Origin of the sequence: Negativicoccus succinicivorans (assembly GCF_014207605.1) — a bacterium.
GTDB classification, from domain to species: Bacteria; Bacillota; Negativicutes; order Veillonellales; family Negativicoccaceae; genus Negativicoccus; species Negativicoccus succinicivorans.
This window is the reverse complement of the sequence record NZ_JACHHI010000004.1, coordinates 122,234-142,714: the sequence shown is the minus strand read 5'-3', so window position 1 is coordinate 142,714 and position 20,481 is coordinate 122,234. Positions and strand designations below refer to the sequence as shown.

The 20,481-nt window shown below is 48.4% G+C and carries 30 protein-coding genes; 4 read left to right on the top strand and 26 right to left on the bottom strand.

Annotated features, from left to right (window positions below; translation table 11 throughout):
- The 12 genes from HNR45_RS05460 to HNR45_RS07410 form a co-directional block, all read right to left on the bottom strand.
- Nucleotides 1-635, bottom strand: a 635-nt coding sequence (locus HNR45_RS05460) for a PriCT-2 domain-containing protein (RefSeq protein ID WP_184327569.1), incomplete at its 3' end; no start/stop codon positions are given.
- A complete protein-coding gene (locus HNR45_RS05455; RefSeq protein ID WP_159822206.1) occupies nt 632-2,215 on the bottom strand; it encodes a DEAD/DEAH box helicase in 1,584 nt (527 codons plus the stop codon). The genes HNR45_RS05455 and HNR45_RS05460, both read right to left, overlap by 4 nt.
- Before the next feature lie 2 nt (nt 2,216-2,217).
- A complete protein-coding gene (locus HNR45_RS05450) occupies nt 2,218-2,733 on the bottom strand; it encodes a hypothetical protein (protein WP_159822208.1) in 516 nt (171 codons plus the stop codon).
- 3 nt (nt 2,734-2,736) lie between these two features.
- Entirely contained in the window at nt 2,737-3,681 is a 945-nt protein-coding gene (locus tag HNR45_RS05445) for an ATP-binding protein (RefSeq protein ID WP_159822210.1), read from the bottom strand.
- Nucleotides 3,682-3,726: 45 nt separating this feature from the next.
- Nucleotides 3,727-4,215 (bottom strand): siphovirus Gp157 family protein, encoded by a 489-nt coding sequence (locus tag HNR45_RS05440; RefSeq protein WP_159822212.1) that lies wholly within the window; start codon nt 4,213-4,215, stop codon nt 3,727-3,729.
- The gene (locus HNR45_RS05435; protein WP_159822214.1) at nt 4,212-4,508 is read right to left on the bottom strand and encodes a hypothetical protein; all 297 of its coding nucleotides are present in this window, start codon (nt 4,506-4,508) and stop codon (nt 4,212-4,214) included. The genes HNR45_RS05440 and HNR45_RS05435 overlap by 4 nt, the downstream gene beginning before the upstream one ends.
- Nucleotides 4,501-4,743: a hypothetical protein gene (locus HNR45_RS05430; protein ID WP_159822216.1), complete on the bottom strand. Its 243-nt coding sequence runs from the start codon at nt 4,741-4,743 to the stop codon at nt 4,501-4,503. The genes HNR45_RS05435 and HNR45_RS05430 overlap by 8 nt, the downstream gene beginning before the upstream one ends.
- The gene (locus tag HNR45_RS05425; protein WP_159822218.1) at nt 4,740-5,000 is read right to left on the bottom strand and encodes a hypothetical protein; all 261 of its coding nucleotides are present in this window, start codon (nt 4,998-5,000) and stop codon (nt 4,740-4,742) included. Before HNR45_RS05425 ends, HNR45_RS05430 begins: the two co-directional genes overlap by 4 nt.
- Complete coding sequence (locus HNR45_RS05420) at nt 4,997-5,149, bottom strand: hypothetical protein (protein WP_159822220.1); 153 nt, start codon at nt 5,147-5,149, stop codon at nt 4,997-4,999. The genes HNR45_RS05425 and HNR45_RS05420 overlap by 4 nt, the downstream gene beginning before the upstream one ends.
- Nucleotides 5,146-5,403, bottom strand: a complete 258-nt coding sequence (locus HNR45_RS05415) for a hypothetical protein (protein ID WP_159822222.1) — start codon at nt 5,401-5,403, stop codon at nt 5,146-5,148. Before HNR45_RS05415 ends, HNR45_RS05420 begins: the two co-directional genes overlap by 4 nt.
- A 3-nt stretch (nt 5,404-5,406) precedes the next feature.
- Nucleotides 5,407-5,784, bottom strand: coding sequence for a hypothetical protein (locus tag HNR45_RS05410; protein ID WP_159822224.1), 378 nt, complete (start codon nt 5,782-5,784; stop codon nt 5,407-5,409).
- Nucleotides 5,785-5,799: 15 nt separating this feature from the next.
- On the bottom strand, nt 5,800-5,976 hold the full coding sequence (locus tag HNR45_RS07410) for a helix-turn-helix domain-containing protein (protein ID WP_420892096.1): 177 nt from the start codon (nt 5,974-5,976) through the stop codon (nt 5,800-5,802).
- A 137-nt stretch (nt 5,977-6,113) separates the two neighbouring features.
- Here HNR45_RS07410 and HNR45_RS05400 point away from each other — a divergent pair, with 137 nt between their 5' ends.
- Nucleotides 6,114-6,488, top strand: a complete 375-nt coding sequence (locus HNR45_RS05400; protein ID WP_159822227.1) for a DUF6173 family protein — start codon at nt 6,114-6,116, stop codon at nt 6,486-6,488.
- 119 nt (nt 6,489-6,607) lie between these two features.
- Here the strand turns inward: HNR45_RS05400 and HNR45_RS05395 are convergent, their stop codons facing one another.
- Nucleotides 6,608-6,823, bottom strand: a complete 216-nt coding sequence (locus tag HNR45_RS05395) for a helix-turn-helix domain-containing protein (RefSeq protein WP_060803343.1) — start codon at nt 6,821-6,823, stop codon at nt 6,608-6,610.
- A 143-nt stretch (nt 6,824-6,966) separates the two neighbouring features.
- On the opposite strand from HNR45_RS05395, the gene HNR45_RS05390 reads away from it, so the two are divergent.
- From HNR45_RS05390 to HNR45_RS05380, 3 genes are all read left to right on the top strand, one after another.
- A complete protein-coding gene (locus HNR45_RS05390; RefSeq protein WP_159822229.1) occupies nt 6,967-7,614 on the top strand; it encodes an XRE family transcriptional regulator in 648 nt (215 codons plus the stop codon).
- 214 nt (nt 7,615-7,828) lie between these two features.
- Entirely contained in the window at nt 7,829-8,803 is a 975-nt protein-coding gene (locus tag HNR45_RS05385) for an Abi family protein (RefSeq protein WP_200841484.1), read from the top strand.
- A 206-nt stretch (nt 8,804-9,009) separates the two neighbouring features.
- Entirely contained in the window at nt 9,010-10,152 is a 1,143-nt protein-coding gene (locus HNR45_RS05380; protein WP_159822233.1) for a tyrosine-type recombinase/integrase, read from the top strand.
- A gap of 639 nt (nt 10,153-10,791) precedes the next feature.
- Here the strand turns inward: HNR45_RS05380 and HNR45_RS05375 are convergent.
- From HNR45_RS05375 to ylxM, 13 genes are all read right to left on the bottom strand, one after another.
- The gene (locus tag HNR45_RS05375; protein WP_159822235.1) at nt 10,792-11,910 is read right to left on the bottom strand and encodes a metal ABC transporter permease; all 1,119 of its coding nucleotides are present in this window, start codon (nt 11,908-11,910) and stop codon (nt 10,792-10,794) included.
- Nucleotides 11,894-12,799, bottom strand: coding sequence for a metal ABC transporter permease (locus HNR45_RS05370; RefSeq protein WP_159822427.1), 906 nt, complete (start codon nt 12,797-12,799; stop codon nt 11,894-11,896). Before HNR45_RS05370 ends, HNR45_RS05375 begins: the two co-directional genes overlap by 17 nt.
- On the bottom strand, nt 12,783-13,547 hold the full coding sequence (locus HNR45_RS05365) for a metal ABC transporter ATP-binding protein (protein ID WP_052098525.1): 765 nt from the start codon (nt 13,545-13,547) through the stop codon (nt 12,783-12,785). Before HNR45_RS05365 ends, HNR45_RS05370 begins: the two co-directional genes overlap by 17 nt.
- Nucleotides 13,548-13,613: 66 nt before the next feature.
- Nucleotides 13,614-14,564 carry a metal ABC transporter solute-binding protein, Zn/Mn family gene (locus HNR45_RS05360; RefSeq protein WP_184327565.1) on the bottom strand — a complete coding sequence of 317 codons (951 nt, stop codon included), beginning with the start codon at nt 14,562-14,564 and terminating at the stop codon, nt 13,614-13,616.
- Nucleotides 14,565-15,239: 675 nt separating this feature from the next.
- Nucleotides 15,240-15,980 (bottom strand): YebC/PmpR family DNA-binding transcriptional regulator, encoded by a 741-nt coding sequence (locus HNR45_RS05355; RefSeq protein ID WP_159822237.1) that lies wholly within the window; start codon nt 15,978-15,980, stop codon nt 15,240-15,242.
- 12 nt (nt 15,981-15,992) lie between these two features.
- On the bottom strand, nt 15,993-16,565 hold the full coding sequence (locus HNR45_RS05350) for an RNA methyltransferase (protein WP_024048660.1): 573 nt from the start codon (nt 16,563-16,565) through the stop codon (nt 15,993-15,995).
- Nucleotides 16,565-17,293, bottom strand: a complete 729-nt coding sequence (gene trmD / locus HNR45_RS05345) for a tRNA (guanosine(37)-N1)-methyltransferase TrmD (RefSeq protein WP_159822239.1) — start codon at nt 17,291-17,293, stop codon at nt 16,565-16,567. Before trmD ends, HNR45_RS05350 begins: the two co-directional genes overlap by 1 nt.
- Complete coding sequence (gene rimM, locus HNR45_RS05340; RefSeq protein ID WP_159822241.1) at nt 17,283-17,789, bottom strand: ribosome maturation factor RimM; 507 nt, start codon at nt 17,787-17,789, stop codon at nt 17,283-17,285. The genes trmD and rimM overlap by 11 nt, the downstream gene beginning before the upstream one ends.
- Entirely contained in the window at nt 17,789-18,196 is a 408-nt protein-coding gene (locus tag HNR45_RS05335) for a YlqD family protein (RefSeq protein ID WP_024048657.1), read from the bottom strand. Before HNR45_RS05335 ends, rimM begins: the two co-directional genes overlap by 1 nt.
- A gap of 8 nt (nt 18,197-18,204) precedes the next feature.
- Complete coding sequence (locus tag HNR45_RS05330) at nt 18,205-18,432, bottom strand: KH domain-containing protein (protein WP_024048656.1); 228 nt, start codon at nt 18,430-18,432, stop codon at nt 18,205-18,207.
- 14 nt (nt 18,433-18,446) lie between these two features.
- Nucleotides 18,447-18,710, bottom strand: a complete 264-nt coding sequence (gene rpsP / locus HNR45_RS05325; protein ID WP_159822243.1) for a 30S ribosomal protein S16 — start codon at nt 18,708-18,710, stop codon at nt 18,447-18,449.
- 29 nt (nt 18,711-18,739) lie between these two features.
- The gene (ffh, locus tag HNR45_RS05320; protein WP_075938602.1) at nt 18,740-20,095 is read right to left on the bottom strand and encodes a signal recognition particle protein; all 1,356 of its coding nucleotides are present in this window, start codon (nt 20,093-20,095) and stop codon (nt 18,740-18,742) included.
- Nucleotides 20,077-20,427, bottom strand: coding sequence for a YlxM family DNA-binding protein (ylxM, locus tag HNR45_RS05315; RefSeq protein WP_159822245.1), 351 nt, complete (start codon nt 20,425-20,427; stop codon nt 20,077-20,079). The genes ffh and ylxM overlap by 19 nt, the downstream gene beginning before the upstream one ends.
- Nucleotides 20,428-20,481: the final 54 nt, after the last annotated feature.

The following is a 20,481-nucleotide window of genomic DNA, read 5'->3' as shown; positions in this document are numbered from 1 at the left end:
GTAACGTTGGCGTTCTTGCAGCCTTGTCCGTCCAGCGGATTAAATCGAATCCACGCGCCCGCTTCCGTGTTGTACGTTCCGATGGTGTCCGTGATATCGTCCGGGCTTCGGCGCAACGATTCAATCAGTTGTCCTGCCGTTCTGTCCCAAAATCCCATGCTTGGCAAATATCGGCCGTTTTTCGCATGGTAGCTTTCCGACACGTAGCCGACATGTTCGTCCGCCTCAAATAACGTTTCAAGGTAGGTAATTAATTGTTGCGCCGGATCCCAAGTGGAAGGCTCAACCAGTTCCCGCCCTTCCAGCCATTCTGTTTGGATGATCTTGTAGTCTTGCGTTATTTCGGCGTCCCATGCCAATTCATGTACATCTTTAGCCGCCGGCTTCCAGCCGTGTTGTTTGGCAAGCATGAACACAGTCCCCGCCGTGACGGGTGTCGCGTTGCCGTTAAATCCCGCCCACTTGCGCGCGCATTCTCCTTCATGGAAACGCGCCGTGTCGTTCCGGCTCCAATCTTCCCAAATATGCACGGGGTAACCTTCCAACTTTAACGCCATGCCGACATTCAGCCATTCTTGGTAATCAAGCGCGGCGGGGTCGATGCAGTCAAGCGCCTGTAATAAGTCACGGTTCATGCTCGAATCCCCCTAATCTGCTCTTTTACTGTGGCGCTCATTTTCCATTTGTTTTGGGCAATGAAACCGATCGCCCGTGTCGCTTGGTCTTTTGTCCAGTCGCCGACGTCTTCCATGCCGTATCGTTCCAGCGTCCGCATCTGTAACGGCGTTGCCAGTCCTGCTTTCCTACGCTTTAATAAGCGACTAATAATAATGACTGCCGCGCCCTTACATGAAATACTATCCGGATCAACGCCCATTTTTCGTAATGTCTGTGCCTGCTTTTCCGTAACCGGCTCACGTTCCCATGCAAAGTCGGGTTCATAATCGAGCAGCATGCCGCCGCCGATAGAAAATTCAAATTGCATAACATTGACCGTCTTGCCTTTTTTTGTGCTGTTTTTTTTCAGCAGATCTTTCATTGCCTGCTCGCGCTCTTTGACAATATCGCGGTCAACTTCATCGGCAAGTTCCAACAGGTCAAGCTGTTCTCCGTCCGCATCGGTAAGTTTTTGCGTGATTCGCGCCAGTTTTTCTTCTTTGTCGGCGACAATGTCAGCCGGTCGGCATAGTTCCATTCGCCCCGACTGCCACAAAAAGTCCAGCAATAATAAATCTTTTTTACCTTCTGCCGGACGTGTTCCCCGGCCTACCATTTGCACGTAAAGGCTTCGGACTTTAGTCGGTCGCAAAATGACGATACAATCCACGGCCGGACAGTCCCAACCTTCCGTCAATAACATGGCGTTACAAAGTACGGAATATTTGCCGCGTTCAAAATCGCGGATAATCTCCGCACGGTCAGCCGATTCGCCGTTCACTTCCGCCGCGGATATGCCGATGTCCTGTAATGCTTTTACCATCTTTCGGCTGGTATCAATGAGTGGCAAAAACATGACTATTTTGCGGTCAGGGCAAAGCGGTTTGACTTCCCGCGCAATCTCCGATAAATACGGTTCAATCGCATGTCCGCTATCGCCGGCCGCATAATCGCCGCCGGATCTGCCAACTTGACTGATGTCAATTTTTAGCGGTATTTGTTTTGCGATAATCGGCACGAGATAACCTTGATTGATCGCCGTAATGGTCGAATATTCAAAGGCTAACGAATCAAATATTTCGCCCAATTTCTTTTTGTCGCCGCGGTCAGGTGTCGCCGTTACGCCTAAATATTTCGCTTGGAAATGGTCAATAATACGTCGATATGTGGGACTTAGCGCATGATGCGCTTCATCAATAATGACCGTGTCGAAATGGTCGGGTTCAAATGCTTGCAAACGGCTTTCTCTTGATAGCGTCTGCACGCTTGCAATGGTGATCGGCGCCATACTGTGAAGGCTGGTTTGCGTGCCTTTTTCGAGCGCCGTCATGCATCCGGTCAGCGTTTCAATCTTTTCCGCCGCTTGGTTCAATAATTCTTCACGATGCGCAAGTACCAGCACCCGCTTGCCGGCTGTTACAATGCGCCGTACAATTTCGGAAAAGATGACTGTTTTGCCTGTTCCGGTCGGGCAAACGAGCAACGTTTTCTGTCGCCCGTCTGCCCACTCCGCGAACACTGCTTTCACCGCTTGTTCTTGGTAGTCGCGTAGTTGCATAATCAGAACGGCGTGTTATCGGTGGCCGCCTTAACAAACGCCAATAATTCCTTGTCGTTCGGCGCGAGATAGCGGGTAATCTCATTGCGATACCGTGTTTGTCCGTCGCGGTTTGTGTATGCCTTTTTCTCTACCTTCACATAGCCGCTTTTACCAATCGCACCGTCAAAATCAATGCGCGCCCGTTCGTTTTCTTTCTTCATGCCGATAGACAGGAAGAATTGCCCGATTTTCCACTCTAAATCGTTACGCAACACGAGATTATCGAAGGCGCGCACGTTGCGTTGCCCGTCGGATAATTCGAGTGTTAATTTAGCCATGTTGCATGGCGGAAATTTTTCATTGCCGCGCGTCCGCGTCTTTTCGTATTCTTTGACGGTGAACATGTAAATACCGTTTTCAAACGGATCAAAATTATTGCTGTCTTGCGTGATTTCATCTCCCCAACCTAACTCACGTACTTGCGGTTCTCCGTTCGGAGTGTTGGCGAATTGTTTCCAGTTAGCTGCTTGTTCCATTTGTTATTCTCCTTTGGCTTCTTTAATGACGGACACAACGCCGTCCCAATTTTTAATCAAGTTGTTTTCTACAAATTCGGTCGGATATATTTCCAGCCGTTTTGATGCCGGATAATATCCTGCTTTTTCAACGGCCGCACGTACCTGCTCATCGGTTACATCAAAGTCGATCATCAGCTTTACCAGCCGCGGGTCGATTTCCCGCTTAAATCGGTTCGGAATAATGTTCTCCAGCGGTTCATATGAAAGCGGGAATGATGGCGGTAAATCGTGCCGATTTTTCGCGTCATAGGCAGGTGTGTGTGTGGTATACACGGTTCGTTTTCCGCCGGTCGCTCTGTACTTTTCCGTACCATTTACGTTGTACACTTTTGTTTCATAGTTAATGAATAAAAGCATGTCCGCCCATTCTTTGATGATTGGCGCTGTTTGTGATGCGGTACGTTTGCCCAGCTTCAATTCGTAACGATCATACGCGCCCGCCTCTCCCGGTTGCTCGAATTTACGAATTTGCGCGTGCGCCGTGAGTACCACATTCAGACCGGCCGCAATAATCTCGTTTAGCGACTTAATAAATTGTTCAAATTCTTCCCGGACATAGGTGTAGCCGGTACCGTAGCCAAACGATTCAATGTTGGTTTTATCGTGCTTTTTGCATACGTACTCAATGCATAGCATTTCCGCCCAGTCGACGGTATCAATAACGATGGTGCTAAAGTCATCAATAGCCGGATCTTTCGGTATGCGCGCAATCATTTCTTTCAGCTCTTCCCATGTGTCCGGTACGGGCAAACGCGCGACATCCATGTGCGCCGTGCCGCCCTCCGTGTCAATGAACAAAGGCGCGGGAAATTGCGACGCTAATGTGGATTTGCCGATGCCTTCAATACCGTAAATCACAATGCGCTGCGCCCGTTCTTGTTTGCCGCGTGTAATTTGAAATGACAAGTTGTTTTCTCCCTTCTTAAATACCTAACGCGTCTCTTATTTTGTTTACTCAAACACCACGCTCTCCCCCTGTTCCAGAAATGCGCCGGTAACGGCTTGTCCTGCGTTCAGTGCTTTTTTGATGGCCGTTTTGTCGACGCTCGTCGTAACTTCCTCTCGAATAAATTCACGCGGAATAGCCGTCTCATCACTTACGATGACGCACGCGGGATTCTTCCGGCGCTTAATGGTGAATAAATCACCTGCCGCTTGTCGCTTGTCGGTTAAGGTTAAATACGTTAAACACAAACCTTTCAGCCGTTCCATCGCGCGTTCTTTGCGCTTGCGCATTTGCGCAAATTCAGCTTCTTGCGCTTTTAGTGCTTCCGCCATGCGCATTTGGTTACGGAAAAGCCAACCGATAGCGTCAATTTTTGCCCCCGCCGCATCTTCAATCGCGGTGAATGTGTCGGCGACTTCTTCCGGTGTTACTTCTTCACTTTCAAGAAGTTCCGCCAATGCGCGGTAATTTTCGCCGATTTCATATAGTGTCATATATGCACCTCTACATTTCTGTCGATTATCTTTTGGATAATCTCTTTCATGCCGTCAACTACTTTCAACATGCCTTCGCCTTGCCCGTGAATATAATCCAGTGAACGTTCGTCAAGAATATCCGTCTCATCAATGAAATTGGCAAGATGTTCGCCGATGGCTTCAAACGCTCTCAATTCGCTTGTAACCGATTTCCCCATCACTTTTTGATGGAAGAGACTTGTCGTGCTATAATTTATGTGTATAGTTCTTTGTGCGTCCGTTGCCGCGGACGCATTTTTTATTTCAGTCATAATATTCTTCCTCCGCGTCTTCAACACTTATTACTTCCCAGTCATCTATTTCGCAGTTGTCCATCTCCGCTATGACGCTATCCGTATAATCGTCGATGATGAGGTCGATATACTCTTCATCATCTGCCGTGACTTCAATAGTAGCCTCAACAGTAGCCGTCACTTTCAGCTTGTAAACGTGCGGAGTTGGAATTGTCGGACGGTCAATGACCATTGGGTTCTCGGCTTCTTTCATCTCGTTACCTCCTCAAAGTCAACGCATAGGCTCATCAGCACGCCGCCACCGATTATTGCGCCCCAACTCTTGGCTAAATACTTCAGCGCCACCGAATAATCAACATATAACTCCACGTCGGCCGTGATTAAGTTTGCCGCACCTATTAACATAAGCGCCCCGCCGATAGCCGCGCCAATAGTCCGCCAATGCTCATGAATGAAAATCAGCGCTAATACCAGCCTTTGAACGGCGGTCAGTTTTCTGCGCCTTTTCATTTCTTTTCACCTCTTTCATCGCTTTTATACGTGATCCCCCGGCGCTCGCATTCGCTTTTTATTACCAGCATTACAGAAGTCACCGCGCCGATGAAAAACGCGCCGAACAGAAGCAGGATAAAAATCAGATCCAGTAATGACAGCGTCATTTTTCCAACCTCTTTTTCGCCTTGAGGCTTTGCGTCGCTACAAGATAATCAATGAACGCGCCCGCGTTGATAAGCCGCATGCCCGGATAGCTGATGATTTTATCGTCATATTTTCCGCTGGCTTCCATCATTGCCGCATGTTCGCGGATCTTTGTGTCGCCAAGGCCTACGAATTTTTTTAGCCCGCTTGTTTTGCACCATGTATCGCCGGCGCAAATGAGTACCGGACCGTCTATCAGTTGAACGTCTGCCATGTTTTACGCCTCCTTTCTATCGCGAATGTACGCGCCGATCACCTTTGAAAAGTAATCGGAAAGACGGATTGCAAATCTCCACCCACCGTGCGCGTGATATAATCCCACCCCGTCGAACAGACTTTGAACAGTAAGCCAGTTTAGGGCGCTAATATCAACATTTCCCAACTCGATCAAAAAACGCCGATTTTCGAGCGGGAAATATTCTCCCCCGCGCAAATCGTTCACATGGTCATTAAAAACAACAACTTCTGCGAGCGTAACTCCCGGTTCCGTGTTCGCCGCGCGCCCCTCAATTTCTGATAGTACGTTTTGTTGATCCGGCTCGAGCGACGCTTTCACGGCTTGATACATCTTCCATTGTTCGGCTGCTGCCGTCATTTGTTTTTCGCCCCCTCAACTCTTTTTCTTAAACACAATCTCAATCCCCAGTGCTGAACATATCCGCTCTACCGTGCTGATCATAGGAGAGTGCATTTCCAGCTCCAACTTTGAAATCATCTCCCTTGATAGGCCGCATTCTTTCGCCAGCCTGTACTGTGTCCACCCTTTTTCATTTCGCGTCTTTTTCATCACGTCTACAAAATGTTGACCCATATACACCCCTACCTCCTATATCTTGTGAAATATGTTTGACCCATAAACTGTTTGGCGCTATAATCGCCTTGGATAGATTTACAAATCATTTTTTCAGAAAGGGTGCGCAAACTATGAGTGAAAATGTTGAAAAATCGCCCGTTGACCTATTCGCACGGATTCGTGACTATCAATTAGCTGATTGGACTTATGAATGCTTAGTTAAGACCATCAATGAATTTGAAGCAGAATTGAATGATGATGAAATTTCAGCCTTAACAGTTGCCATGTTTTCAAATAAACCTATCATCGTAGACTCTATAGGATTTAAAAATCCAAACATCATTGTTTTTTATGGGCATTTTGAAAACGGCTCAAAAGTTGATCTCGTTGTGCATCAATCTCAGCTAAATCTTTGTTTAATCCCGGTAAAGCGCCAGGATACATCTGTTCCACGACGTAAAATAGGATTCGTTCCAGACACAAGTTCGCCGCAAGATTCTGTATGAGTAGTTTCTCTATTTGAGCCCCGTTATCGCGTGGCTCTTTTTTAATGAGTTCTTTCCATTCCTCGACTGTACACTTGATCTTCATGTTTGCCTCACCCCCCCTTTTGCTTTGTTACTTGTTAAGTGACAAGTTGCGGAAAAAAAATATTTGCCGCATCTGATTTGTTAAGATTCAAAATCACAGATAGTTGCAACATTTCGTCTGAATCAAACTTACCGCGCTTCATCTTGTTATAAAAAGTCTTCGGCGTAATGCCCAATTCATCAGCAACATCTTTTTGCGTCAAATTATGCTCAGCGATTTTGCCGCGCAACGCGTTTGTATTGATTGCCATGTGTTCACCCCCCTTCTCGCTCTTGTTACTTGTTATGTTACAACAGTTGCTGGTACTTGTCAAGTAACTTTTTACTATTTTTGTGAATTTTATGTTGCTTAACATGTAATTTGATGGTACAATGAGCCCACAAGGAGGATTATATGATGATTAATGAAAATATCCGCCGCATTCGACAGCAGCGACAAATGACATTGCAGGAAGTGGCTGATGCCGTTAATGTTAGTCGACAAACAATCCAGCGTTATGAATCAGGCGTAATTGGAAATATTCCATATGACAATATAAAAAAGATTGCCGGTGCACTGAATGTGTCGCCTGCCGACATCATGGGTTGGAGCGAAGAAGAAAACAACATGCCGTCACTTTCCGCCTTTTCGTATTCCTATGTTCCTGAGCCTATATCGGCGGGTTTACCGATTGAAGTTTCCGCTCTTAGTGAATTACCGCAAGTCACTGTGCCAGACGCACTGTTAGGCAAATACGCTCGCAACAAGGATATTATTATCATGCCCATTAATGGCCGATCCATGGACAAGATCATACCTGACGGTTCATATATCGCCGTTAAAACAAATATAGAAATTCTCGACTTGGCCAACAAGGATATTGTTGTATTCGCCCACAACGGGGAGTACGCCGTCAAGCAGTTTTTTAACATTGACGGAAAGCTCGTTTTCCGTCCCGCAAGCACTGATCCCTCCTTTCTTGACTTAGTCATTCCGAAAGCTGATGCCGACAACGTGCTGATCATCGGAAAAGTGATCATGTATAACATCATCTTAGATTAAGCCCCACTGCGGATAAATTTACATAAATTAAAAGCGGAGCGCTACCAACGCCCCGCAGAGAGACGCGCCAACCGTGGCAACAAACTTCCATGTACTGTACTTGACAACAGCATCTTATAATTCTATAATGGAGACACTTAAGTAAGAGTGCTGCCATCTCTACGGGGACCAGCGCGGCTAAGAGCCTCTCCATTATATGGGGAGGTTCTTTTCTTTGAACGATAAAAAATTTACGACACTAGATGAGCAAGTTGCATTATTAAAAACACGAAAACTTATTATTTCTGATGAGCAGAATGCTAAACGGTATCTTCTGACAAATAATTACTACAATATTATTAATGGATATAGTAAATTTTTCCCACATAAAGGAGATGAATACACGAAACACACGACATTTGAGGAGATTACTCGATTATATTTATTTGATAAAGAATTAAAACAAGCCTTTTTAAAAGCGATTTTAGAAATTGAAGCCCATTTGAAAGCAGTATTCGCATATAGGTTCGCTGAAGCCTATCCTAATATCCCTTATGCATATCTCCACACCTCAAGTTATGATTCAACAAAAATATTAATCGTTGGGGAAATGATATCACGCCTATCCAAAACGATTAAAAAACAAAAGCGTTTCACAAATACAAGTATTTGTCATTATATTAAAAAATATAATGATGTACCCATTTGGGTTTTAGTCAATTATTTAAACTTCGGGGAATTGCGACATATGATTTTATGTTCTCCGGTAAGTATTCAAAATAAAATTGCGAAAGATATGTTCCGTTTTATAAAACCGCAGATTCCGAAAGCAAGTATATTCCCACCAGAAACAATGTTAAGTTTTCTTGCGAATATAAATGATGTGCGAAATGTGTGCGCACATAATAACAGACTTATAAATTTTAATTGTCGCGCGCCGGTAAAATACTGGCCGGAATTGCATGATACTTTTAATATCAATCTTTTAGTCAAGCAACCCCGCCGTGATGTATACACCGTTTTTTTATCTACCAAATGCTTCTTAAGCGTCATGGAACATGCTGCGCTTCACAATAAAATCAGGAAATTAATAAATGGTCACTTAAGAAATCATTTGTATTCCGTGCAGGTAAACGACATATTAGCGACACTCGGGTTCCCGCCGAATTGGAATTTACATACGCCTAAAATAGACACTACGAAAGCATAAGAGAAGGTCTTGCTTGTAAAACGTCGTATTGATATTTGTATATTAAAAACAAACGCATATTAAAAGCGGGACGCTACCAACGCCCCGCAGAGAGACGCGCTCGTCGTGCATTAGGAGATGCCATAGCGACGGCGCGGACAGTAAAACGCGCCCGAAAAGGGCTGTTTTCTGTATGTTTAATTATATCATAATAAGGAGGAAAAGCCATGTATATCGAGGAACGGAAGTCAAAAAGCGGCCGGATCTCTTATCGCGCCATTGAAACGTACGTCGACCGCCTAACCGGGAAGCGTCGGCGCGTGTCGGTTACGATGGATAAAAAGACGAACGCGACCATGAAATGGGCAACCGCCGAATTGCAGCGGAAGATTGACGAGGCGCAAGAGACGAAAACGGCAAAGAATATCACGCTTGCGGAGTTATTAAAAGAGCATGCGGAGTACCGCCGCCCCGATGTTAGACCGTCAACACAGCGCGCGCATGCGGATTCGATTAAGCGGCTTGTTAAGATATTTCCGGATGGTCTTTTAATATCAGCCATTACCCTGCCCGTTGTGCAAAGGTCTTTTCTTAAAATGCGCGACCTGTCCGGCGTCACTGTCAGCATGACCGCCTCATTTTTTAAGCAGTCCATGAAGTACGCTAAGCGAATGAAATATATTGAAGACATAAGTTTTATCCATGAAATGACGGTTTCCGGACGCGCTAAAACCGTTGACGATGTAAAGCGCGCGCGCGAAAAGTTTTTGACACGCGAAGAGCTGGCGGAAGTCCTTCAAAAAGTACACGAAATAAAGCCGAGATACGCCCTCATGCTTGAATTTATAGCGCTTACCGGCTTACGCGCCGGCGAATGTTCCGGTTTGCGTTATCAAGATTTTGACGGACAAAACATTGATATTAACGGCACGATCACCCACTCCGTCCCGTTTTCTGCCAAAGAAATAAAAACGCCGCCGAAAACACTGTCATCTTTCCGGACGGTAGCGCTCAACAGTCGCGCTATTGAAATTTTGAACCAGATCCGGATTGAAAACATGAAGGACGCCGCATGGAATAAGGGCAAATATACGGAAAAAGGCTACTTCTTTACATCGTCGACGGGCAACCCTATCCGCTTTTCCGACATAAATCACACGCTTCGCTCGCTTAAATTGCCGCGCCACATCACGACGCACGTATTTCGCCATACTCATATATTTTTACTTGCGGAGTTAGGCGTTCCACTAAAAACGATCATGGAACGCGTCGGGCATATCAATCCGAAAACGACGCTAGCCGTTTATTCGCACGCAAGCGAACAGATGCATCGTGACGCTGCCGATAAACTCGATGAGATATCAATGTAAGCCGTGGGGGAACGATGGGGGAAAATTTAACGATGAAAACGAAAACGCTACGATGAAAGCGAAAACACAAAATCCTATAACGGCGGGCTTTGCGACGGTTATAGATCTTGTACGATGAGAACAAAAACGGTAGTGTTTATATATTAAATATAGCATACGGAATCATTAGATTCCAGATGTAAAAAGCGTCGCAATGCGTTATGCGCTAAAATGATCGCATTAAATTTTATGGATGATTTTCGAGTGAAATAAACTTGACAGGATGATTTTTAAGCGCTACTATATGGGCAGGATATGCACTACGAGTTCAAATAAAGATTTATCCACATCGCCCTTCGGGGCTCTACCTATGTAGACTAAAAGCACTCTTCGGAGTGTTTTTTTAGTGGCGACATTTTATTTTTCATATCTTAATGCGCTTTATTATGGTTACCAATTTATTTTGTTAAATAAAAAAGACGATGCGTTCGCATCGTCTTTTTTGTCTTCCTTTCGGAAGCGGAAACACCGCCAACATCTCCGGGCGGTCCGCGTACAGGTTCAGTCGTACCTCACGGCACACTCCATGCGTTCCATCTCACATGACTAACACAATTCACACAAGAAAGATTTCTCCTATGAGAGATTTTTCAATCATTATTACTCCGCAAAAAGCGTTTCTGAAACGCGATAAGCACGTGCGCGCCCGCTCTCGGTCAAGTGCACCATGCCACGATGAATACGTACAAAATGCCCCGCTTCGAGACGACGACAAATGAGATCGGCAAATTCCGGTTTCCAGCGCAAATGCTCATAAAGTGTACCGACTCCCGCCTCTTGCGCCTGTACAGCCGTGCCTTCATGAGTCAACAAATGGAACAAAACCGTTTCTTCTCCATACTGTAAGCGCAGACGTTTTAAACGCCGATACCGGGCAATAATACCCGATTTGGGTGTCGCGATCACCGTCAATAAAAATACTCCTCCTATTGTTCCCGCAATCGCGCCTGCAATCGAAACATCCAGCCAAAAAGCAATCTCCGTACCGAGCCACGCGGATAGGGCGCCGATGCTCGCCGCCAAAACAAGCATTTTCCGCAAATCTTTGGTAAGCAAGTAGGCCGTCGCGGCCGGTCCGATCATCAATCCGATAACGAGGATGGCGCCGACCGCTTGGAATGAAGCAACAACGGTCACGGAGACGAGCGTCATCAGCAAATAGTGCATCCATATCGGCGAAAATCCGTACATGGCCGCCAATAACGCATCAAAGGTAACCAGCTTCCATTCTTTGAATGCCGCCACAATGACTACGGTATTAAGCAGGCAAATTCCTGCCAACACCCACATGGACACAGCGCCCCAATCGGCACCATTCACACGCACGCGGTCAAAGGGCGCAAAGGCGAGTTCCCCGAGCAGGACGGAGTCCGTATCCAGATGAACATTACTGCCGTACAGGTTGACCAAGATCAAACCGATAGAGAATAACAACGGAAACACAATCCCGATGGATGCATCTTCACTGACCAGCCGGGTTCGTTGCAGGCTTTCAGTACACCACACGGTAAAGCATCCCATGAGCGTTGCTCCGATGAGCAGCCAGGGCGAGTTTAAATTTTCCGTTGCAAGAAATGCAATGACGATTCCCAAGAATACGGTATGTGTGATAGCGTCGGCGACCATGGACATTTTGCGCAGTACCAGAAACACCCCCGGCAAAGCGCACGCGAATGCCGCCAACATCGCGATAAGAATAATCTCAGTTTGGGCGGACATTGATATCGCCCTCCTTCCAACGCCGGCGTGCCTCCCGATGCACCCGGTAACGTGCAATGATGCCCCTTCCGGGCGCAAACAGCAAGCTGAGCAGTACCACGATTGAGGCGGTAACGACGATCGCCGGCCCCGTCGGTAAACCTTTAACGATCGCGCTGGCATACGTACCGATGCCGCAAGACAGCGCCCCGATCCCCCCTGCCAGTACCGCCATAGTGCCGAGATTATCCGTCCATTGCCGTGCCGCCACCGCCGGAGCGATGAGCAACGAACTCATCAAAATAGCACCGACAGACTGTAAGCCGATGATAATCGAGGCCACCAGCATCAAACCGTACACCAATTGCGTCATTCTGACGGGCAGCTGTAAACTGCGCGCGAAATCGGCATCAAACGCCACCAGTTTTAATTCTTTCCAAAAAATGACTGCCAGCAGTAAAATCATTGCCGCCACCGCCGCGGTAATTTCCACGTCGCGCGCCAGCATAGTGGCCGCCTGTCCGAAAATAAACTTCGACAACCCCGCCTGATTGGGGTTGTCCGTATGCTTCACATACGTCATCAGCATCATGCCGACACCGAAAAAAGCGGCAAGAAATGTCGCCAATGCGGCATCAAACTTGACCTTAGTATACCGTACCGTCAAGGCAATCGCCGCCATGCACAGCAAGGATGCGACCGCCGCACCGGTCAGCAACACTTCCAAATCTTTCACCGCCAAAAACATGAAGGCCGCTACCACGCCCGGAAACGACGCATGCGACAATCCGTCTCCGATGAGACTTTCCTTGCGCAATACGGCAAACGTTCCCGTAACGCCGCTCGCTAATCCCAACAGCATGGTCCCCGCCGCCACGATCCGGAAGGTATAATCACTCAGCGGCGACAGCATGGAGCCCCTCCCGCCGCAACGGATTGCGGGCATTATAAGCCGCTTCGATGTGCTCGCTCGTAAACACTTCTTCCACGGGCCCCATCGCAATACGACGCAAGTTAATCATCGTAACCCAGTCAAAATATTCCGCCACCGTCGCCAAATCGTGATGCACAACAATGACCGTTTTGCCGCGTGATTTCATCTCTTGCAACAAAGCGACAATCGCCTTTTCCGTTTTGGCGTCGACCCCCTTAAACGGCTCGTCCATAAAATAAATATCCGCTTCCTGAATCAATGCGCGCGCTAAAAACACACGCTGCTGCTGGCCGCCCGATAGACGACTGATTTGGCGGTCAACGTAAGCTTCCATGCCCGTTTTCCGCAACACATCCATCGCCATCTCCCGCTCCGCCGCACCCGGTCGTTTAAACCAGCCGAGATGACCGTAACGTCCCATTAGTACGACATCCAGTACCGTCGTCGGGAAATCCCAGTCTACACTGCCGCTCTGCGGCACATAGGCAATCCGCTTGAAATCATCGCGCGACACGGCCAACCGACCGTCTAAATAAAATTTGACCGAACCGGAAATTTTAGTCAACAATCCCAATATCGCCTTGATCAACGTCGATTTTCCCGCACCGTTCGGCCCGACAATCGCCGCAAGCGATCCTTTTGGAATCTGCATATCCACATCCCAAAGAACCGGTCGTTCATCATAGGCAACGGTCATGTCCTCGACTTCTACCGCCCACTCCATATGAATCCCCCTTCATGTATCTTAATAACAAAAAGGCGGGCGCTCTCTCCGCACCCGCCGTCGATATTATTTCAGGCCCGTAACAATAGTATCGATATTTTCTTTGACCATACCGATATAATCGCCACCCGGCGTACCCGGCGCGCCGCACGAATCAGAATACAATTCGCCGCCGATCTTTACGTCCCAACCTTTTGCCTTGCAAGCTTCCTGCACCGCCTCAATGGTTTTATGCGGAACGGATGATTCGACGAAAATCGAACGGATCTGGTGCGCCACGATGAAGTCGGACAATTCACGAACGTCAATCGCGCCTGCTTCCGCTTCCGTGCTGACCCCCTGTAAACCTTTGACCGTAAATCCGTACGCCCGAGCAAAGTATTGGAATGCGTCATGTGCCGTGACGAGAACGCGACGCTCCTGCGGGATTTCCGCGGCACGTTTGGCCACATATTCGTCCGCTTTTTTCAGCTCTGCCAAATATTTTTCATAATTGGCTTTGTACAAATCTTTGTGTGCCGGATCTTTCGCGGCCAATCCTTTGCACACTTCTTCCGCCGCCAGCATCCAGTTCTTCACGTCAAACCAGATATGCGGGTCGGTAGCCTGCACTCCGTCATCATCTTCATATTGAAGCAATGTCGACGGATCTAAGTTGTTTGCTACACAAATAGTAGCCTTTTTATCCTGTTTCAGCTTACTGAAGATTTCACCCATCTTACCTTCCAAATGCAAGCCGTTATATACAACGACGTCGGCATCCGTCATCACTTTGACATCCCCGGCGCTGGCTTGATACAAATGCGGATCCACCCCCGGCCCCATTAAGCCGGTTACTTCTACCGCATCGCCACCGATCTGACGGCTCAAATCCGCGAGCATCGTCGTCGTCGCTACCACTTTTAATTTGCCCGGAGCGGCCGCATGCGTATCATCTTTGGTACCGCCACAACCGACCAACACCAACATCATCACCGCAAGCATACCTGTCGCGATCTGTTTCCAACTAATTTTCATACATGTCCTCCTTTATTTTCCCGAACGTCAGAGCAAAGTCCGCCCCGCCTTGCGGCGATAGTTTGAGAGAGGTAAGGATATAATACAACCGACCTTTGCTCGAGTACAGAACTGATTCTTGCATATTATACCATTTATGAAAATGATTTTCAATAGCGTTTGCATGCTTTTATTTCCAAACTCAATTGTATTCTCGTCAAAGCTGCACACGAAATCGGTTGCGAGCGGAACAAGCAATACTCGACATATGCTATTACCAACTACCTGCATAGTACGGTATTGTCAAAACGTCCCTTTGAAGTGTACGCCCCGGGCAGATAGGGTACGTAGCGCAGATGCTATTGTCGGTATCACACAATAAGGAAAGTTGGTCGATAGATTTTCCCGTGTACATACATTTTCTCATCTGATAAAGTGAAGATACTTTTCTTCCTGACCAGCATCTTCATTTTTTTGCCTTTCAACTGTTTTATATGCATGGTACTATGAGTACAAATAAAAATTTATCCACATCGCCCTTCGGGGCTCTGCCTATGTAGGCTAAAAGCACTCTTCGGAGTGTTTTTTTAGTGGCTGCATTTTATGTTTCATATCTTGACGCGCTTTATTATAATTGCCAATCTATTTTGTAAAATAAAAAAGACGATGCGCTCGCATCGTCTTTTTTTGCTTCTATTATTCTTCCTCTTCGTCGTCGGGCAGTTCCGCGTTGCTGTAAACGTCTTTGACATCGTCAAGATCATCCAACGCGTCCAGCAGATTTTGCATTTTGCGGGCGTCATCGCCGTCTAAGGCGATGGTGGTGTCGGGCACCATGGTGATTTTGCTGATCGTCATTTCAATATCGGCGTCTTGAAATGCCTTTTCGACGGCATCGTAATTTTCCGGAGTCGTTAATACTTCATAGTCGTCTTCATCATTTTTGAAGTCTTCCGCGCCGGCGTCAAGCGCCATCATCATGAGTTCTTCCTCATCACCGGCATCGCCCGGGAGAACGAACACGCCTTTACGTTTAAACATCCAGGTGACGCTGCCGGATTCACCGAGGTTGCCGCCGTGCTTGGAGAAGGCATGGCGTACGTCAGCCGCCGCGCGGTTGCGATTATCGGTCATGACTTCGACCACAAGAGCGACGCCGGACGGGCCGTAACCTTCGTAGGTAATTTCTTCGTAGTCGCCGCCGTCGGTGGCGCCGATCCCTTTCTGGATGGCGCGCTGAATGTTGTCTTTCGGAACGTTGTTTTCACGCGCCTTCTGCAAGGCGAGTTTCAAACGCATGTTACCGGTCGGATCGGCGCCGCCCAAGCGAGCGGCTACGGTAATTTCCTTACCGATTTTCGTCGTAATTTTAGCGCGAATGGCGTCGTTTTTACCTTTTTTATGTTTAATGTTGGACCATTTAGAGTGTCCGGACATGAAAATTCCCCCTTATGCTTGCCACCATTCGGTTCCGCAAAGGCGGTCCAACATGATGGCGGCCGCGGACCGTACGCTCAAATGATTGTAAGCGCCGGCGCCGTAAATCGGCTCTAAAATATAATCGAACGATTGCATGGCTTCTTTCGTCATGCCGTACCCCGTACCGAAAAGCAGCAAGTATGAGTTGTCGGTGGTTTGCAACCATTCCCGTACCTGCCGGTATGTGACGGTATTGGGGTAAGTACGCGCATCCGTGGTAATGATTTGCGGCGGATGCCCCGTTTCGCGATGAATTTCTTCCCGTACTTGCGCGAGATTTTCACGAAGCTTAACATGGGCGAAGGCGTCTTTGCGATCCGGATTATAGGTACTGCCGAACCCGGTCTGCCAATGCTCCATGATTTCCTCGGCCAGCTTGCGCTGGGCAAAGTTCGGATGGATAATATAATAATTTTCCACGCCGTAAGTCGTCGCTGACCGCGCCAAGTCGTGAATATCATAGTTGGTCAGCGCCGTTGTGATGATGTCGCCGTGTTTATTATAAATAGGATAATGGACAAGTCCGATAGAAAAATGCGCCATCAAGTATCTTCCTCTGCCAGTAATTTTCGGTCGGTATCGCTTAATACCAGTTTTCGCCATAAATCGGGACGGCGCTCACGCGTGCGCAACAATGATTGCTTGCGACGCCACCGCGCGATATTGGCGTGATGACCCGACAGCAATATTTCCGGTACTTTATACCCGCGAAATTCCGCCGGCTTCGTATACTGCGGATATTCCAATGTGCCCTCGATGAACGATTCATCAAACGCGCTGGCGTGCGTGCCGAGAACTCCCGGCAGCAAACGCGCCACGGCGTCCGCCACAATGAACGCGGGCAATTCTCCGCCCGTGAGCACGTAGTCGCCGATGGAAATGCTTTCGTCGACCAGATGATCTTCCACGCGCGCGTCAATGCCCTCATAATGACCGCAGACGAGTACCAAGTGCTCGTATCTCGTCAGCTCGCTCGCCTTTTTTTGCGTAAAAGGCGAGCCGGTCGGACTGAGTAAAATCACGCGGGCGTCAGGCGTTTTTTGCGGCAAAACGCTCTCGACCGCTTTAAAGATCGGCTCGGCTTGCAGCAGCATGCCGTTGCCGCCGCCGTATGGCGTATCATCGACGTGCCGGAATTTATTATCCGTAAAATCGCGCGGATTGACTGTACCTAACGTCAAATAGCCCGCTTGGCGGGCTCGCGAAATAATGCTATGAGAAAAAAAAGCATCGGCAAATTCCGGAAAGAGCGTGACAATATCAATTTTCATGATAGTTCGCCCAGAACTCGTCGGTCACCGTGAGTCGTTTGGCATCGAGATCGATGTCACTCACAACACGTTTCAGCGCCGGAACGAGAATTTCTTCGCATTCACCGCGCACGACAAACACATCGTTGGCTCCCGGCTGTAAAACATCCTGCAAGGTACCGAGCACGGTGCCGCTTTCGGTGACGACTTCCATGCCGACCAAATCGACAATATAAAATTGTCCTTGCGCGCGCGGCGGCAGTTCTTCGCGAGGAAGTTCCGCCCAAAGGCCGATTAACGCATCCGCCGCGTTGCGGTCAGTGATGCCTTTGAACTGCACAATCAGCATTTGTTTATGAAAACGCGCACTTTGGATTTGGTAACGGTTGCCGCCCAAGTAAAGATGCGGCAACGCCGTCAACATCTCCGGTCGGTCCGTGTCCGGTTTCAGCCGTACCTCACCGCGCACTCCATGCGCGGCGACGATCCGGCCGACCACCAGCATATCCGTAGACATCAGTTGCGAAACGCGATAATTTTGCCGTCTTCCAGCAAAATTTCTGCTCCCATGTACTTATTCAAGTCGTCGCCGACTTTGACAGTAACGGTCTGCTCCATTTGGCCGCGCGGAATTTCCGCGCCCATTTCGAGCTCGCTGATGCGTTTTTGCTCTTCGGTAAGCTTCGCTTTCATCTGCATCAGTTTGTCTTTATTCTGTTCAATCTGCGCACGCAAATTGATCAGACCCTGTGCATCAATGCGAGCCTGCTCGGTTAACAGGCGTTTGGCCTGAAATTCGATCTGCTGCAATTCTTGTTCGACCTGGCCCAAGTTGGTTTGCACTTCGCGCAGCATGTTGTCTTTCAATGCCTGCGTGACCTTGGACTTGATCAAAACGGGGCAGCGAAGAATCATTTCTTCCATATTGCCTCCTAGACGATATCGACTGTAACTTTTTTGTTTTCCTTAATGGCACCTGCGCGCACTACCGTGCGCAGCGCCTTGGCAATCCGACCCTGACGACCGATGACTTTGCCCATATCTTCCGGAGCGACGTGCAATTTATACACTTCGAGATCTCCTTTGGTGACAACGTCAACGCGCACAGCGTCGGGATTGCGGACCAGCGCTTTGGCAATTACCGTGACCAATTCTTGCATGCTAATCGCCTCGCTTACTTTTTCAGTTCGGCAAATTTAGCCATGATGCCTTGTTGCCGGAACAATGTGCGTACGGTATCCGTCGGCTGGGCGCCTTTAGCAAGCCATACCAACGCTTTTTCTTCGTCAATTTTGAGCTCCGCCGGTTGTTTGACCGAGTCGTAGTAACCGATCGTGTCGGCCGGACGACCACTCTGCGGGAGCGAAGATTCCATGACTACAATACGGTAGAACGGGACTTTTTTCGCGCCGCGACGGGTTAAACGAATTTTTAACATCTGTTCTTTCACCTCCTTATGAAGTAATCTTATTTAGGCATAAAAGGCAAGTTGAACCCGCCTTTTGTATTCTTATTTTTATTGAAACGCTTCATCCGCTTCATCATCTTGCGCATTTCCATGAACTGCTTGACGAAACGATTGACATCTTGCACACGCGTTCCCGAGCCTTGCGCGATGCGTTTACGGCGGCTGCCGTTCAAAATGCCCGGTTCCTGTCGTTCTTTCAATGTCATGGACTGAATGATGGCTTCGATCTTTTTAATCTCGCCGCCTTCCAAATCCACATCTTTCAGTTGGTCTTTGAATTTCCCCATGCCCGGGATCATGCCGAGAATACTCTGGAACGAGCCGAGACGCCGAATCTGATTCAGCTGATTGAGGAAATCATCCATCGTGAACTGGCCGGCGACCATTTGTTCCTGCATGCGTTTGGCTTCGTCTTCATCGAATTCGCGTTGCGCTTTTTCGAGCAGACTCTGCAAATCGCCGAGGTCCAAAATGCGTCCCGCCATGCGATCCGGATAAAATTCTTCCAAACCGTCGGCGAGTTTTTCGCTGACGCCGATCAATTTGATCGGTTTGCCGGTGACCGCCTTGATAGACAACGCCGCGCCGCCGCGCGCATCGCCGTCCATCTTCGTCAGAATGGTGCCGTCGATGCCGAGCGTTTCATCGAACGCCTGCGCCGTCGTGACCGCGTCTTGACCAGTCATGGAGTCGAGCACGAGCAAAATTTCGTGCGGATGTACTTCCGCTTTAATATTTTGCAGCTCGGCCATCAATTTTTCATCAATATGTAAGCGGCCCGCCGTATCCAAAATCAATACGTCCTGACCGTACGATTTCGCCGTTTGCAAAGCGTACTTGGCAATCCGTACGGGATCGACTTTCTCATCCATGCGGAAAACCGGGATATCGATTTGTTCACCGAGTACCTGCAGCTGTTTGATCGCGGCCGGACGGTACACGTCACAGGCGGCCAATAACGGCTTGCGCCCTTTTTTCTTGAGCATGAGCGCGAGCTTACCGGCGGTCGTCGTCTTACCGGCGCCTTGCAAGCCGACAAGCATGATGACCGTCACGCCGTTGGAACTCAACATCAGCTTACTGCTGGTGCCGCCCAAAAGCTCGGTCAATTCATCGCGAACGATTTTGATCACCGTCTGATCCGGCTTCAAACTGCCGAATACTTCCTCACCCATCGCTTTGGTGCGAACGTTGGCGATAAAATCTTTAGCGACTTTGAAATTGACGTCCGCTTCCAAGAGGGCACGTCGTATCTCACGCAGAGCCGCGTCGATATCGCGTTCGGAAAGTTTTCCCTTGCCGCGCAAATCCGCAAATGCCTGTTGCAGCTTTTCGCCTAAACCTTCAAATGCCATGTGCTCTCCTTTCCGCTCAATATCTTCCACTCCGTCTGCCATTTTTGCAGAAACGCCGGGGGTAAATCACCTTCCATGCGCGCCATGACTTCGCGCCGCCGCTTTTGGTCTTCGACCAGTTTCAGCGCCGCTTCGTATTGCTCCAAATCGCGCAACGCGCGCTGCAAATTATCATGCACCGCCTGCCGCGACACGCCTAAACGGTCCGCAATCTCAGCCAGCGTATAGTCATCGTTATAATATAATTCCATACATTGACGGGGACGTTCGGCGAGCAATGCGCCGTAAGTGGCAAGTAATTCCCCATGCCAAACGAGTTTTTTGAGTTCCATCGCAGCCCTCTCTTACCCGCTTATTATAGCAAGAGAGAAAAAGAGTGTCAAGCT